The sequence below is a fragment of the Salipiger sp. CCB-MM3 genome (genome assembly GCF_001687105.1).
GTDB lineage: Bacteria > Pseudomonadota > Alphaproteobacteria > Rhodobacterales > Rhodobacteraceae > Salipiger.
The window spans coordinates 85,614-100,947 of record NZ_CP014600.1 but is presented as its reverse complement, the minus strand read 5'-3'; the positions used below and the strand labels follow the sequence as shown (position 1 = coordinate 100,947).

The 15,334-nt window shown below is 65.5% G+C and carries 11 protein-coding genes and 1 pseudogene; 9 read left to right on the top strand and 3 right to left on the bottom strand.

What is annotated here, in order from left to right; all coding sequences use genetic code 11:
• Positions 1–174: 174 nt before the first annotated feature.
• Positions 175–896 (bottom strand): annotated as a pseudogene (locus AYJ57_RS25740) (IS5 family transposase).
• A 175-nt stretch (positions 897–1,071) separates the two neighbouring features.
• Between AYJ57_RS25740 and AYJ57_RS24725 the strand changes: the two are divergent.
• The 9 genes from AYJ57_RS24725 to AYJ57_RS24685 all read left to right on the top strand — a co-directional run bounded on the left by AYJ57_RS24725 (position 1,072) and on the right by AYJ57_RS24685 (position 9,558).
• Positions 1,072–1,815: a GntR family transcriptional regulator gene (locus AYJ57_RS24725; RefSeq protein WP_066112185.1), complete on the top strand. Its 744-nt coding sequence runs from the start codon at positions 1,072–1,074 to the stop codon at positions 1,813–1,815.
• Positions 1,816–1,916: 101 nt separating this feature from the next.
• A complete protein-coding gene (locus AYJ57_RS24720) occupies positions 1,917–2,594 on the top strand; it encodes an N-acetylmannosamine-6-phosphate 2-epimerase (protein WP_066112182.1) in 678 nt (225 codons plus the stop codon).
• The gene (locus AYJ57_RS24715; protein ID WP_066112179.1) at positions 2,591–3,445 is read left to right on the top strand and encodes an ROK family protein; all 855 of its coding nucleotides are present in this window, start codon (positions 2,591–2,593) and stop codon (positions 3,443–3,445) included. Before AYJ57_RS24720 ends, AYJ57_RS24715 begins: the two co-directional genes overlap by 4 nt.
• A gap of 37 nt (positions 3,446–3,482) precedes the next feature.
• A complete protein-coding gene (locus tag AYJ57_RS24710; protein ID WP_066112176.1) occupies positions 3,483–4,799 on the top strand; it encodes an extracellular solute-binding protein in 1,317 nt (438 codons plus the stop codon).
• Between the two features lie 79 nt (positions 4,800–4,878).
• A complete protein-coding gene (locus AYJ57_RS24705) occupies positions 4,879–5,745 on the top strand; it encodes a carbohydrate ABC transporter permease (RefSeq protein WP_066112173.1) in 867 nt (288 codons plus the stop codon).
• Entirely contained in the window at positions 5,742–6,572 is an 831-nt protein-coding gene (locus AYJ57_RS24700) for a carbohydrate ABC transporter permease (protein ID WP_224905286.1), read from the top strand. Before AYJ57_RS24705 ends, AYJ57_RS24700 begins: the two co-directional genes overlap by 4 nt.
• A 3-nt stretch (positions 6,573–6,575) precedes the next feature.
• Positions 6,576–7,388 (top strand): glucosamine-6-phosphate deaminase, encoded by an 813-nt coding sequence (nagB, locus tag AYJ57_RS24695; RefSeq protein ID WP_066112171.1) that lies wholly within the window; start codon positions 6,576–6,578, stop codon positions 7,386–7,388.
• On the top strand, positions 7,385–8,461 hold the full coding sequence (locus AYJ57_RS24690) for an ABC transporter ATP-binding protein (RefSeq protein ID WP_066112169.1): 1,077 nt from the start codon (positions 7,385–7,387) through the stop codon (positions 8,459–8,461). Before nagB ends, AYJ57_RS24690 begins: the two co-directional genes overlap by 4 nt.
• On the top strand, positions 8,458–9,558 hold the full coding sequence (locus tag AYJ57_RS24685) for an N-acetylglucosamine-6-phosphate deacetylase (protein ID WP_066112166.1): 1,101 nt from the start codon (positions 8,458–8,460) through the stop codon (positions 9,556–9,558). Before AYJ57_RS24690 ends, AYJ57_RS24685 begins: the two co-directional genes overlap by 4 nt.
• Positions 9,559–9,762: 204 nt before the next feature.
• Here the strand turns inward: AYJ57_RS24685 and AYJ57_RS24680 are convergent, their stop codons facing one another.
• Together AYJ57_RS24680 and AYJ57_RS24675 are read right to left on the bottom strand one after the other, a co-directional pair.
• Positions 9,763–12,339, bottom strand: coding sequence for a PD40 domain-containing protein (locus AYJ57_RS24680; RefSeq protein WP_066112162.1), 2,577 nt, complete (start codon positions 12,337–12,339; stop codon positions 9,763–9,765).
• Positions 12,340–12,426: 87 nt separating this feature from the next.
• A complete protein-coding gene (locus AYJ57_RS24675; protein WP_066112159.1) occupies positions 12,427–15,078 on the bottom strand; it encodes an alpha/beta family hydrolase in 2,652 nt (883 codons plus the stop codon).
• Between the last annotated feature and the right edge of the window lie 256 nt (positions 15,079–15,334).

The following is a 15,334-nucleotide window of genomic DNA, read 5'->3' as shown; positions in this document are numbered from 1 at the left end:
ATCTCCAATCAGCAATAGGGACTTTGCGCCCGCCTAATATTTTCGACTATATCAGTCAACAAATATTGCTGACAGGAATACTCAGCTTTACGCTTGGAACGGCGGCGCGCCCGAATGTACTTATCTCTACTTCAATGTCGTGGTCGCGCTTGGATCTCCCCCTAGGTTCCAGACTCATTGCTCTTCAAGCCAGAAGATGATGGTTGCGGCGAGTGCAATGGCTGAGAGGAAGACCTTCGGGCATCGGTCGTAGCGGGTTGCGACGCGGCGCCAGTCCTTGAGCCTGCCGAACATGATCTCGATGCGGCTGCGTCGCTTGTCGCGGCAGCGATTGTATCAAACCGTGGTTCTTTCGACCCCTCCCGTCGGAATGCAAGCCCTCAATCCCTTGTCTTTCAGCTCTTCTCCGAACCAGTTTGCATCATAGCCACGGTCGCCAAGGAGCCATCGTGCCTTTGGCAAGCTGCTCAGCAGCGCCCTTGCGCCGGCGTAGCCGCTGATCTGGCCCGCGATCATGAAAAGCCGTTACTCGACATCGGCGATGGCGTGCAGCTGGGTGCTCATGCCATCCTTGGTGCGTCCGATCAGTCGACCGCGCCCCTTCATAACCCGCAGGCTCGACGCCGTGCGGTGGGCATTAAGATAGTTGGCGTCCGTCATGATCGTCGTCGTTTCGGAGGCCTCCGCTGCCAGCCCCTCGAACATTCGAGCGAACGCACCCCTCTTGCTCCACCGCTTCCAGCGGTTGTAGAGCGCCTTTTGGGGACCATAAGCTGCCGACGCGTCGCGCCGCCGTAAGCCATTGCGGTTGATTAAGATAATTCCAATCATGACGCGCCGCACATCGACGCATGGCCTGCCGCCGATCTTCGGAAAGAAGGGCCGCAGGCCTCCATCTGCACTTCTGTGAGCCAGAAAGGCTGCTCATGTTAATCGTCTCCTTGCGGAGGCTGGATCAGGATGACTGCCTGAAACCAATAAGTCTGAGCCTATACTTTGACCTCGACGCGCCACTAGTCCAGTATGCGCCCACACTCGCGTCGAATAATACCAGTGCAAGGCCACATGAACATGGACGTTCTCACCCGGCATATCGCAGAGCATTATCGAGAGGATAATGCCTCCGAACCGCGCCACGCGGCGCTCGGCCGTGCCATCACCGCGTCGATCGAGAGCGGTGAGATCGAAGCAGGCAAGAGCCTGCCCAGCGAACGCGCGCTCAGCACCGGGCTCGGCCTGTCGAGGGTCACCGTACGCCGTGCGATTGGCGATCTTGTCGACCGCGGCCTGCTACAACGTCGCCATGGCGCACGCACCACCGTCGCGCCACGGGTCGAAAAGCAGCTCTCGGCGCTCTCAAGCTTCAGCGAAGACATCCGTTCGCGCGATATGGAGCCCGGAGTGCGCTGGATTGAAAAGGAAATCACCCGGGCCTCTCCGGCCGAGGCAATGGCGCTGGGGTTGGCCCCCGAGGAAAAGGTCGTACGGCTGCGTCGCATCCGCCTCGCCGATAACCGCCCCATTGCCATCGAACATTGCGCCATCCCGCAGGCGCTTCTGCCCTCCGCCGACTTCGAGGGCAACAGCCTCTACTCCGAGCTTCAACGCCGCGGCTTGCGCCCTGTGCGTGGCACGCAACGCATTCGCGCTGGCCTGATGACCGCGGAGGAAGCCGAGATGCTCAAGGCGCGTCCCGGCGCGGCGCTGCTGATCATCGAGCGCCGATGCCTGCTCGAGACCGGTCAGGCGATCGAATTCACCCAGACGCGCTATCACGCGGAATACTACGACTTCGTGACCGGCATCGGCGGCTGACCCAGAAACACCGCGGCTGACACAGTACCAAAAATAAAACCACTTGCGTACCAGTTGATGTGGTGGTTTCCTGCTCCTCGAACCACGAGTCGAGAGGCCCCATGCTGGAAACCCTGCGCAACCGCTTGATCGCGTCCTGCCAACCCGTCGACGACGGCCCGATGGACAGGCCCGAGATCGTCGCCGCAATGGCGCAGGCTGCCGTGAATGGCGGTGCCGCTGCGCTGCGGATCGAGGGGATCGACAACCTGCGCGCCGCGCGCAGAGCGACCGACGCGCCGATCATCGGCATCGTCAAGCGCGACCTTGATGCCTCGCCGGTGCGGATCACCCCGCTTGTCGCTGATGTCGAAGCTCTGATCGAAGCAGGCGCGGATATCGTCGCGGTGGATGCGACCACACGGCCCCGCCCGGCCCCGCTTGAAACGCTGCTGGCGGTAATCAAGGACGGGGGCAAACTGGCGATGGCCGACTGTTCCAGCATCGAAGATGCCCGGCGTGCCAAGGCGATGGGCTTTGATCTGCTGGGCTCTACGCTGTCCGGATATCTCGGCGGGCCGGTGCCCGAAGCTCCGGACTTTGATCTGCTGCGCGAGATGCGGGCCCTTGGCGGGTTCATCGTCGCCGAGGGTCGCTACAACAGCCCGGCGCTCGCCGCAGACGCCATGCGGGCTGGCGCCGACTGCGTGACCGTCGGGTCCGCGCTGACCCGCCTCGAACATGTGACCGGCTGGTTCAGCGCGGCGATCGAACGCGCAGGCGCCGGGGCCGCCGCATGAGCCTGCTTGCTCTCGATATCGGTGGCACCAAGCTGATGGCGGCGCTCGTCGAAGGCGGCAATGTCCTTGAGGCCCGGCGCATCGCCACCGACCGCGCCGGCGGACCGACAGCCTGGCTCGATGCCGCGTACGAACTGTGTGGCGACTGGATCGGGCGCTTTGATCGCATGGGCATCGCGGTCACCGGACTGGTCGACAAGCAGGGCCGCTGGTCTGCGCTCAATCGTGCGACGCTGGACATTCCGCCCGGCACGCCGCTTACCAAGATGGCGCAGGCGCGCTTCGGTGTTCCAGCGCAGGCGCTGAACGATGCGCAGGCGGCCGCATGGGCCGAGCACCGTTTCGGCGCCGGGGTCGGGCATGATCTGGTCTTTCTCACCATCTCCACCGGCATCGGTGGCGGCGCGGTCTTTGGCGGGCGCCTGCTGAGCGGACGCTCGGGGCTGGCCGGACACTTCGGGCAGACCCGCGGCGGCGCGGACAGCCGGCTGGAAAGCCGGGTTGCCGGACGCTGGCTTGCCGAGGCCGCCGCCAAGACGGGCCATGCCTCCGACGCCAGCGCTGTGTTCGAGGCCGCGCGCCGTGGCGAGGACTGGGCGGGCAGCCTGCGCCGCGAGTGTCTGACGCAAGTCGCCGCGCTCTGCCGCGACATCCAGCTGACCTTCGATCCGGACCTCATCGTGATCGGCGGCGGCATCGGCCTTTCCGAGGGCTTCCTGCCGGACCTCTGCGCGCATCTCGCGGAGCTGGCACCGGTACTGCGCCCTGAACTGGTGGCCGCTCGGCTCGGCGCCGAGGCAGGCGTGATCGGAGCCGCCGACATCGCGGCGCAAACCGGACCAACGATCTGAATTAAAAAAGAAATCAAATACCAACAGGAGATCACAAATGAAATATACCGCCCCGATCCTAACCGCCGGCCTAGCGCTCTCCGCCGCCGCCGCGCAGGCCGAAGTCACCGTCCTTGGCTGGCCCGGTGGTCCCGAGGAACAGGCATTGCGCAGCGTCGTCGAGACCTACAACGCGCTGCCGGATGTGGCCGAGGAAGACAAGGTTGAGTTGCTGTTCTTCAGCCGCGACGGCTTTTTCGACAAGCTGCAGTCCGATCTCGCCGCAGGCACCGACGCCTTCGACGTGAACCTGCTGGCAACCTACTCCATCGGTCGCTACGCGCCCTATATGGAGCCGATCGAGCTTGCCGATGATGCCGCCGAGACCTTCGGCGACAGCGTTCTGGGCACGATGCAGTATGAGGGCAAGCAATACGGCGTGCCCACCGACCTGTCGCTGCACTTCCTTTATTACCGCGAAGACCTGATCGACGCGCTGATGTCCGATGCGGACGCCAAAGCCAAATACGCCGAGATTTCCGAGGAATACCTCGGCGAGGCGCTCGAGCCCAAGATGCCCGACGACTGGACATGGGAAGATTTCGCAGCCACCGCGCTCTACTTCTCGCGGGCGGTGAACTCGGACAGCCCGGTGCGCTACGGCACGGTGCTGCAGATGAAAAACCTGCTGTTCAACATGATGGTCTTCCAATCCCTGCCGCGCGCCTATGGCGCCGACTGGATGGATGCCGACGGCACCGTCACCGTCGACAGCGAGGCGTATCGGACCGGCCTCGAGATGTACAAGATGCTCTACGACGCTGGCGCCACGCCGACGGACTCGCTGTCCTACGAGTTCCCCGAAGCCAATGCCGCCTTCACGTCCGGGCAGGTGGCGATGATGCTGCAGTGGAACGGCGCGGCGGGTGAGCTGACCGACCCCGAAAGCGCGCCGGCCACCGCCGAGACGACCAAAACCGTTGCTCCGCCGACCGGACCCGAAGGCCGCTTCACCCACATTCACGGCCTCGGGCTGGGGCTCAACGCCAACGCGCAGAACCCCGAAGGCGCCAAGGCCTTCCTCGCGTGGCTGTCGTCGCAGGAGGCCGCTGTCGACTACGCCAAGGCAGGCGGTGCGCCGGGCCTTGCCGGTGCGGCGATCGACGCCGTGGCCGACGAACGTCCCGACCTCGTGCCGCTGGGTGAGTTCGCCTCGAACTACGGCTACGTGATGAACGGCGCGACCTCGGCCAACGCGCTGTCGATCTACGCGCTGCAGGCGGAGAAATTCACCGGCTACTGGGGCGGCACGCTGTCGCTCGACGAGGCGCTCGAACAGACCGCCACCGGTATGGAAGATCTGCTCTCCGAGTAAACCAGACCGCCGGGCGCGCGCTTCGCTCTGCGCGCCCGGCCCCCTGCCCTGAACACCCCGAAGTTCCGAGGACCCACCCATGCAATCGCTGCCGCGCAGGGACACCGCGCTTCTGACCGGACCGCTGGTCTTTTTTCTGCTGGTCATGCTCGGCTTTCCAACCGTGCTCGATATCGTCTACGCGCTCTCGGACGTCAGCTTCGAGACCATCCGCGCGCCCAGCTTCAGCGGTCTGTCGAACTTCGCCGAGGTTCTCGCCGATCCCGCCTTCTGGCGCGCCAGCTGGTTCTCGCTGCGCTTTGCCGTGATCACCGCAGTGGCGGAATGCGCGCTGGGGCTGTTTCTTGCCGTCCATCTTTCGCCGCTGCTGCGCGCCCGTCCGTGGCTGCTGGCCTTCTTGATCCTGCCGATGGTCATCGCCCCTGCAATGATGGGTCTGATGTACCGGCTGGTCCTGCACGAGTTCATCGGCCCGCTGCCCAATTTCCTTTACAACCAGTTCGGTCTGTCGGTCGGCTTTCTGACCGCCAAGAATGCCTTCACCACGATCAGCGTGATCGAGACGCTGCAGTGGACCCCCTTCGCGCTGCTGCTGTTCCACATGGCCTATGAGTCGATCCCCGAGGACCTGACCGAAGCCGCCGCGGTGGACGGCACCCCGCCGTGGCGCATCCTCACCCGGATCAAGCTGCCGCTGATGATGCCGACGGTGGCGGTGGCGCTCTTCATCCGCTTCATCGACGGCTTTCGCATCTTCGACAACGTCTGGACGCTGGTCGGCACCGGCCCCGGCGGCAGCACCACCTCGCTGGCGATCTACGTCTATGTGGCCTTTTTCCGCTCGGGCGACATCGGCAAGGCCATCGCCGCCTCGATCCTCGTCTTTGTCGCCATGTTCATAGTGCTGCTTCTGGCCACCGGACGCCGCAAGGGAGGTGCCGCATGAAACGCCTGCTGCAGGTCTCGCGCTGGCTGGTCTTCGGCATCGCCGTGCTGGTGCTGAACTTCCCGGTGATCACCACGCTGGTCACCTCGCTGAAGTCGCGCGCCGAGATCGCCTCGAACCCCAGCCTCTGGATCAAGGCGCCCACGCTCGAGAACTACGCCTCGGTGCTGGGGGCCGGTGCGGACTACAACGTCTGGCTCTATCTGTGGAACAGCCTCGCCGTCTCGCTTCTGGGTACGCTGCTGCCGATGGCGCTGTGCTTTCCCGCCGCTTGGGCGGCGGCGCGGCACGGGGTCGGCGCACGCTCGCTGATGCCGCTGGTGGTGAACCTGCGGGCGCTGCCGCTGATCATCTTCGCCATTCCGCTCTACCTCATGTATCAGGGGCTGGGGCTGCTCGACACGAGGCTCGGACTGGGGCTGATCCTGTCGGTGGTAAACCTGCCCTTGGCGCTGCTGATCCTCGTCAACACCATCCGCGCCCTGCCCCTCGAACTGGAAGAGGCGGCCCGGATGGATGGCGCCTCGCTGCGCACGCTGCTCTTCAAGGTGGTGCTGCCGCTCTGCCGCCCGGCGCTGGTCACCGTGTTCATCTTTGGCTTCATCACGGCATGGAACGAGTTCCTCTTCGGGCTCATGCTGACCACCCGCGACGCCGTGCCGGTGACCGTGGGCGCCTCGTATTTCTTCGCCTCGGCGGGGGGCGGCGTGCAATGGGGCAATGCCGCGGCGATCATCGTGATCTCGGCACTGCCGCCTGCGCTGCTGGGCATGTTCATGTACAAACATATCGGCGGCTCGATGACCTCGGGCGCCGTGAAGGGATAGACCATGAAGATCCTCATCTTTCCCGACGCCGAGGCCGCCGCGCGCGAGACCGCCCGCCGCATCGTCGCGCAGCTGGTGGCCAAACCCGACGCGGTGCTCGGCCTCGCCACCGGCGGCACGATGGAGCCGGTCTATGCCGCGCTGGCCGCTGCCGTGGCCCGCGGCGACTGTGACGGGCGGCGGTTTACCAGCTTCAACCTCGACGAATATGTCGGGCTGGCGGGGGATCATCCGCAAAGCTACCGGCACTACATGAACCGCCACCTCTTTGACGCCATCGGCCTGCCCGCGGCGCAAGCGCGGCTGCCGCGCGGGGATGCCCCCGACCCGGCCGAGGAAGCCCGCCGCTACGAGGCCGAGATCGCCGCCGAAGGCGGCATCGACCTGCAATTGCTGGGGATCGGCAACAACGGCCACATCGGGTTCAACGAGCCCACCTCTTCGCTCGCATCGCGCACCCGGATAAAGACCCTGACCCGCGGCACCGTCGAGGCCAACCGCCGTTTCTTCGGCCCGGACGAGCAGGTGCCCTCGCTTGCCATCACCATCGGCATTGGCACCATTCTGGAAAGCCGCGAGGCCTTGCTGCTGGCCACCGGCGGCGCAAAGGCCGAAGCGGTGGCGGCGATGGTCGAGGGTCCGCTCAGCGCGGCCTGCCCGGCCTCGGCGCTACAGATGCATCCGCGCGCGACGGTGATCTGCGACGAAGAGGCCGCGGCCCGCTTGCAGCTTCGCGACTATTACGAAACCGTGCACCCGGGCGGCACCGAGCCCGCAATCACCGCGCCCAAGGGGCTGGAAAGGACAAGGACATGAGCACGATCGAGCTGTCGTCCCTCGCAAAGACCTATGGCGGCACCGAGATCTTCCGCGATCTCTCGCTCGCCATCGAAAGCGGCGAGTTCATCGTCTTTGTCGGCCCCTCGGGCTGCGGCAAGTCCACCCTGCTGCGAATGATCGCCGGCCTTGAAGAGACCAGCGGCGGGACAATCCGCATCGACGGCACCGATGTGACCCGCGCCGAGCCGCAGGCGCGTGGGCTGTCGATGGTGTTCCAATCCTACGCGCTTTATCCGCATATGACCGTGCGCGAGAACATCGCTTTCGCGCTGCACAACGAAAAACTCTCGAAAGACGAGATTGCCGCCCGGGTCGCAGAAGCCGCCCGCGCGCTTCGCATAGAGGATTATCTCGACCGCAGGCCCAAGGCGCTCTCGGGCGGGCAGCGTCAGCGCGTCGCCATCGGCCGTGCCATCGTGCGCAAGCCGCGCGCCTTCCTCTTCGACGAGCCGCTGTCGAACCTCGATGCCGCGCTGCGCACCGACACCCGCATCGAAATCGCTGCGTTGCACAAGCAATTGGGCGCGACCATGCTCTATGTTACCCACGATCAGGTCGAAGCGATGACCCTCGCTGATCGGATCGTGGTGCTGAACAAGGGTAAGATCATGCAGGTCGGCACGCCCGAAGAGCTCTACTCGAACCCCGCGAATGCCTTCGTCGCGCAGTTCCTCGGAAATCCGGGAATGAACCTTGTCGCCGCACGGGCGACCGAAACCGGCGATCTGCAGGCGGGCGGCGCCGCGCTGCGGTTTTCCGTCCCGCCGCCAATTGGGACCGCCCGCATCGGCCTGCGCGGCGAAGCGTTGCGCCCCTGTGATCCGGGAACCGGTCGCCTCGCCGGGACGCTGGCCTTTCAGGAATACCTCGGCGCCGACCTTTGCCTGCACGTGGACCTCGCCTCTGGCGAACGCGTCGTGGTCCGCACCACCGGCATGAGGCGCCATCAGGAAGGCGCGGCCATTTCGCTCGATTTCTCTGACGCCGATTGCACCTTCTTTGATGCCGACGGAAACGCGCTGATCGCAGGCAATGCGGTGACGGCATGACCTCTGAAGAGCTCCTCGCCACGCGCTACCTCTGGAGCAACGGCACGCTCCTGCAGGATCAGGAAATCGCGCTCGTGGGCGGCAAGGTCGCCGCGATCCGCCCGCGCGGCACCGCACCGGCGACGGAGGTTCATCTTGCCATGCCGCTGCTCACCGATCTGCAGGTCAACGGCGGCGGCGGGACGATGGTCAACGGCGATCCCACACCCGAGGGGCTGGCGCATATCGCGCAGGCCCACCTCGCTCTTGGCACCGGGGACATCCTGCCCACGGTGATCACCGACCGCCCCGAGGTGATCGAAGCCGCCGGCGACGCCGCGCTCGAGTGCTACGGCAGCACCGGCATCCTTGGCCTGCATATCGAGGGCCCGCATTTCTCACCCGCCCGCCGTGGCACCCACGCCGAGAGATACCTGCGCCCGCTCGACCGCCGCACCGTGACGCTGGTCGAACGGCTCCGGTCCGCAGGCATGCCGGTGATGATCACCCTCGCCCCAGAGCGTGCGGACCCCGCGCTGCTGGCGGCACTCGTCGACAGCGGCGCGGTGGTTTCGGCCGGGCACAGCAGTGCCACCGCCGACGAGGCGCGCGTGGCCTTCGGGCGCGGCGTTTCCTGCGTCACCCATCTCTTCAACGCGATGGACCAGATGCAGTCCCGCGCCCCCGGCCTTTTGGGGGCCGCGATCGACTCTGATGTCATGTGCGGAATGATCTGCGACGGCATCCATGTCGACTGGACGATGCTGCGCATTGCGCTTGCCGCCCGTCCTGCCAGCGGGCTGAGCTTTGCGGTCAGTGACGCGATGGCAACCGTCGGCGGGCCGGATCACTTCACGCTCTACGGGCAGGAGATCCACGTCGAGCAAGGCCGGCTGGTCAATGCCGAAGGCGCGCTGGCGGGCGCGCATGTGGACCTGCGTCAGAGCCTTGCCAATCTGGTGGGCGAGGTCGGGCTCGATCTGCAGACAGCAGTGCCGATGGTGAGCGATATTCCCAGACGGCTCATGGGCTTGCCGCCGCGCGAAATCGCTGTCGGCACCGCGCATGACGAGATGCTTCTGCTGGGCCCGCGCTGCGAGCGCGGCTCTCGCCGCTGAGAACGCTCCGGGAGGCTGGTAGCGCAGGCGACGCAACTGCGCTTTGATGATGGGTTGTGATCTGCGCGCCGTAGAGCCAGCTCTATAAGGTAGTTCTGTTCAGTGTGCCGTACTCTACTGAGCGTTGGCGATACTCCCACGGGGTGAGCCCGTCGAAGCTTGTTTGAGGGTGTTGATACTAATAGTCGGCACGCCGCGCCGCGCTTAGCTGAACAGGAAGGCATCCGCGCCAGAGGCGAGGCTCAGCGGGTCGAAATGCAGGTAGTCCGTGCGCAGCGGCTCGCCGCCATCGGGCTGCCCGATCAGTTCGATCCTGTCACCGGGGGCGAGATCGAGGCCATATAGCCTATGCTGCGCGGCCCCGGCGGGGGTGACGATGGCATCGCCGAAGGTGCCATCCCACAGCCAGCTGTCCACCTCCGCGCCGTTGAGCCATAGGCTCATCCGACTGACACCGTCGCTTTCGTCGAAATAGCCGATGGTCAGATCGTAAAGCCCCGCCGCGCCGTCAAAATCGTAGAGCGCGCGCTGATCTGGCCCGCCGCCCGCCTGCAGATAGGCGCCGCCGGAGGCATGCGGATTGGTGACGACCTGAAAATCCTTGGTGATCTCCAGCGTTTCGGCCTCGACGGTGAACGGCGCGCTCGCTGCGGGCGCGGGCCGGATGTCGATGTAATCGGTGCGCAGCGGCTCGCCGCCATCCGCCGTGCCCGCCAGTGTCAGCATATCGCCCGCGTTTAGCGTGACGAAGGGGATCACCCGCTTCATCGCGGCGGCCCCGGTGACGATGTTCCCGGCGGGATCGGCATCCCAGACCCATGCGTCCAGCGTCTCGCCATTCACCTCGAACCGCAGGCTGCTCGCGCCGTCCGCTTCATCGAAATAGCCGATGATGACGCTGTAAACGCCGCCCGGCCCCGCGAAGCTGCTCGACGCCGCCGCCGCGCCGCTGCCGGTGGCCTGCACGTAGGCGTCTTCGGACGCCCACGGGTTGTGCTGCACCGCAAAGCCGTTGCCGAGATCGAGGTCTTCTGCCTCTGTGCGGCCAAGGCCGATCTCGCTGGGCGGGCGGGTGAGGTCGCTGTATTCGACCACATAGCCAAAGGCCTGGTTCGGGTTGGGCGGCACGCCATTGTCGGCCCATGTGCCGGTGGCGTAAAGCGAATGCACCGTCAGATAGTCCTCTCCCGGCGGCTCGGACCACGCGTTGTTCGGCTCGGACCCGCCCCAGTCGGCATAGGTCAAAGCGCCGGAAGAGCGTGTCCAGAAGACGTCCCCGGCCTCGGGCCCAGTCGCCCATTCCCAGACGCCCTCGACCCGTTCGTCGGTGCCACCGGCCCAGACGTTCGGCGGGGTCATCGCGAGGATGAAGTCATTCTCCTCGGCCGAGGTGATCGTGGCGAGGTAGCCTGGCAGACCGAGGTGGCTGCGGCTCTCGGCCTCGGCTTTCGCCTCGGCCCAAGTCAGCGGCCCTTCGACATAGTGATACCAGTGCCCGTTGCCGCCCTCGGCCTCGGACCATTGCACGATCTCGCCCAACTCCTGCTCCTCGAAGGTGGAGATGAAGACGTCCCAACCGCCATTGGTGTCGTCCGCCACGAGGTTCGAGGCGCCGCTGGTGAAGACGATCCCCGAACCGTCCGGCAGAAACTCGGGCCAGAAACTCATTCCATCTCCGATCTCGCCCGCGACATCGGTCGAGACCGCCGTCACCGTCCCGCTGATCAGGTCCTTGATGAAAATATCCCATTCGCCGTTGCTGTCGCGCACCGAGAGGCTGGTGGTGTCGCTGTAAAAGGCGATCTTGGTGCCGTCGGGCGAGAACACGCCGCCATAGCTGTCGCCGATCCACTGGTTGCCGAAAGCGTCGGTAGAGACCATCTCGACCGCGCCGGTGATCAGATCCTTGATGAAGAGGTCCTGCGAGCCATTGCCATCATGCGCCACGAGATTGGTCGCGCGGCTCGCAAAGAGCAGCTTCGTGCCATCTGGCGAGAAGGCCCCGCCGGAGCTTTCACCATTGCCCTCTGTGCCGTCCGCGGTCACCGAGGCGCGCGTGACGACGGCGGTGGTAAGGTCCTTGATGAAGACATCTCCGACACCATTGCCATCGCCGACGACAAGATTGTCACCGCGGCTGGAGAAGGCGAAGGTGGCTCCGTCCGGCGAGAAGGAAGACACACCGCTGGAGCCATTGGCCCCCTCGCCCGCTGCATTGCTCGAGATCAGCGACACTGCGCCGCTGGCGATATCCTTGAGAAACACCCCGTATCCCGTGAAGTCGACGCCCGGCAGAAGATTTTTTGCGGTGCTGAAAAAGGCGACCTGCGTCCCGTCGGGCGAGAACCGCGCGCCATAGCTGGTCCCTTCGCCAGCCACGCCCTGCGCATCTGACGAAATGAGCATGCTCTCCCCGGTCAGCAGGTCTTTGAAGGCCACCGCCTCATCCGCGACGACTGTGCTGCCCGGCGGGTAGCGGTAGGTGACGCCAAAGGCGACCCGCGTGGCATCGGCAGAAATCGCCGGGTTCCAGCCGCCTTCTTCGCTGGCGGCGACACTGGGATCGACGGTGATCCGTTCGACGGCCCCGGTGGTCAGGTTCTTGAGGTAGATGTCGCCGTAGATGTTGACGTCTTCGGGCACCAGCTTCGACGAGCTTTGAAAGATGAGCCATGTGCCATCCGCGCTCAGGTGTCCTTGGCTGCTGGCCCCATCGCCCTGCACCCCATCGCTGTCTGTGGAAACCAAATCGACCGATACCACCTTCAGTTGCGTCGCCATGACCCTACCCTCCAATGATCTGTTCAAAATCGCTTAAATCTATGTGGCCTTCCGGGCCCTTCGCGGCGCGGGCAAACTGCCGCCGGTTCAGAGCCCGAAGGGATACGTCTCATCCTCCCCCGCGATCACGCGCGTCGGCACGGGGGTGACGGCGCGGGTCTCGTCAAACCAGACGAACGCGTCATATTCGTCGGGCAGCGTGGCGTGGGAGTAATGGCTCCAACGCTCTGTCTCGGGACGATAGATCACGCCGATATAACGCTCGAGCCGGGGATCGCGGAGCGCGCGGCGCAGCGCCGGGTCCATGTCCTGCCTCATGTCGAGCAGGAACCGCTTTTCCCCGACGCCATGGCAGAGCGCCTCGTAGCTGTCGGGCCGCGAGGGGCGCACGGTCTTCACTTCCATTGGCGCATCCCATTCCGAAGCGGCGGCCACCGTCCCGCTATGGGTCCCGAAGCCGATCAGCACCGCTTGTCTGCCGAACTCCTCGCGACAAAGCTGCCCGATGTTCAATTCGCCGCGGGCGCTGCCCATATCGGTGAAGCGCGCATCACCAATGTGGGAATTATGCGCCCAGACCACTGCCTTGGTGTCGGGGCCGCCGCGGTCCAGCACATGCTTGAGCGTCTCGAACATGTGGCTGTCGCGCAGGTTCCACGATTCATGCGAGCCGTAGTACATCACCCGGTAGTAGCGCTCTGCATTGGCGACGAGCCGCGCGTTCTGCACCGCGTCGAAGAACTCGTCCCCATCGCGGGCGGCGTAGAGCAACTCACTCTGCAGCAGATCAAGCAGCGTGCGCATCACCGGCGCCTCGCAGAGCGCATAGCCGCGGCTGAGCGAGGCACGCCCATAGGCCGCAAGCTCCTGCGACCACGGGTCGATACAGCCATAGCGCTGTCGCGCCTCCCGTGCCGCCGCCGGATCGACCCGGTCGAGATACTCCAACACCGCGGCGATGGAGGCGGTCATGCTGTAAAGGTCGAGCCCATGGAACCGCACCTGTTCGTCGGGTTCCACCTTCGCATTGTGGTCGCGCAGGCTGGCGACGAAATCGTCGACCTCGCGATTGCGCCACATCCACGTCGGGAAGCGCGAGAACGGCAGCCGCCGCGACGAGGCGCCGGGTCTGTGGCGGATGTAGCGGTCGATCATCGCCGCATCCGGCCAGTCGGCCTCGGCGGCGACAAGGGTAAAGCCATGCCTCTCGACGAGCCGCATGGTGATCGCCGCGCGCGCCCGGTAGAACTCGGAGGTTCCGTGCGAGGCCTCGCCCAGCAGAACAACCCGCGCGCTTCCGTAGTCATCGAAGGCAGCCCCAAAGGACGACTCCTCGGGCTCGGGCAAGGGGATCACGGCGCTGCGCAGGGCGGCGACGATCTCGGCGGGCCCCTGCAGATGGTGTTCGGGCTCTGGGTGCACCGTGTCGGGAAGCACCTGCAGGTAGTGCTCGAACCAGTTGCAGGCGATCTCGGTCGCCATCTCCAGCGCCCCCGGCTCCTCGAAAAGATGACTCGCGCCGGGCACGATCTTCAGCATCTTCTCGCTTTCGAGGGCGAAGAGCGCCTGCCGGTTCAGCGTCAGCACGTGTTCGTCATGCCCTCCGACGATCAGCAGTGTCGGCGCGGTCACCTGCGCCAAATGCGCTCCGGCAAGGTCGGGCCTGCCCCCGCGCGAGACGACAGCGCCGATGCGCCCCTTCAGGTTCGCCGCCGCGACCAGCGCTGCCCCGGCCCCGGTGCTCGCCCCGAAGAGACCGATCGCAAGATCGGCGACATCGGGCTCGCCAGCCACATAGCCCACAGCTTCGGCAACCCGTTCGGCCAGAAGCGGAATATCAAACACGTTGCGCCTGTCCTGCGCCTCTTGCGGAGTCAGCAAATCAAACAGCAGCGTGGCAAAGCCCCGCTCGTTCAGCACCTCGGCGACGGCACGGTTGCGCGGGCTGAGCCGACTTGAGCCGCTGCCATGAGCGAAGATAATCAGCCCGCGCGGATCCTCGGGCACAACCAACTCACCGGCCAGAGCCAGCGGCGGCACGGCGACATTGCGGCGCGACGGCGCGTGGTGCGGCTCGGTGTCCTCGGCCCATGCCTGCCGCAGAAGGCCGACGGTCTCTTCGTCGCTGAGTTGATGGAAGTCGTCGTAAAAGCCGCCGACACCGTAAAAGCGCGGCGCGGGGTTCAGGCAGACCACCGTGTCGGCCAGCGCGGCAAACTCCCGCGCCACTTCGGACGGCGCCACGGGGACGGCAACGCAGATGCTGCGCGCGCCCTGCCTGCGCATGGCGATGATCGCCGCCTTCATGGTGGCGCCAGTGGCCAAACCGTCGTCGACGATCACCGCTGTCCTGTCCGCCGCCGACACTTGCGGCCGGTCGCCGAGGTAGCGCGTGCGGCGCCGTTCGAGTTCCACGAGTTCCCGCGCCCGCGCCTTTTCCAGATAGTCAGCGTCGCTGCCAAAGCTGCGCATGACCTCCTCGTTGATCACCATCTGCGGCGCCGCGCCGTCGACGATGGCCCCGAGCGCGACCTCGGGCGCGCCCGGCGCGCCGATCTTGCGCACGAAGATAAGATCCAGCGGCGCCTTCAACGCCCGTGCGACCTCCAGCGCCACCGGCACACCCCCGCGCGGCAAGGCGTAGACAACCGGCTGCTCCAGCGCCATCGACGCAAGGCGAGCACCAAGTTTGCGCCCGGCCTCTGCGCGATCGACGAAACGCTCTGTTCCTTGAGCCATCTCTGACCCTCCCGGTCTGGGTTAAGAGCCTTTGGCGCAGCGCATTATAGAATGGACTCGCGCCGGGAGCCGGTCCCAGCCTCGCATAATACGCACGATCGCTTCTTGACGACCGTCATTGTCGGCCCCGGATCGGGGCGAGGATCCGGCACCGCAACAACCGCTCTGACCGCCGTCCGATCACAGGTCTTTCTCCGCCTCGGACACCTGGCGCCTCGCCGCTCGAAACGGGCATCCTGCTGGCAGGTCGCATCTA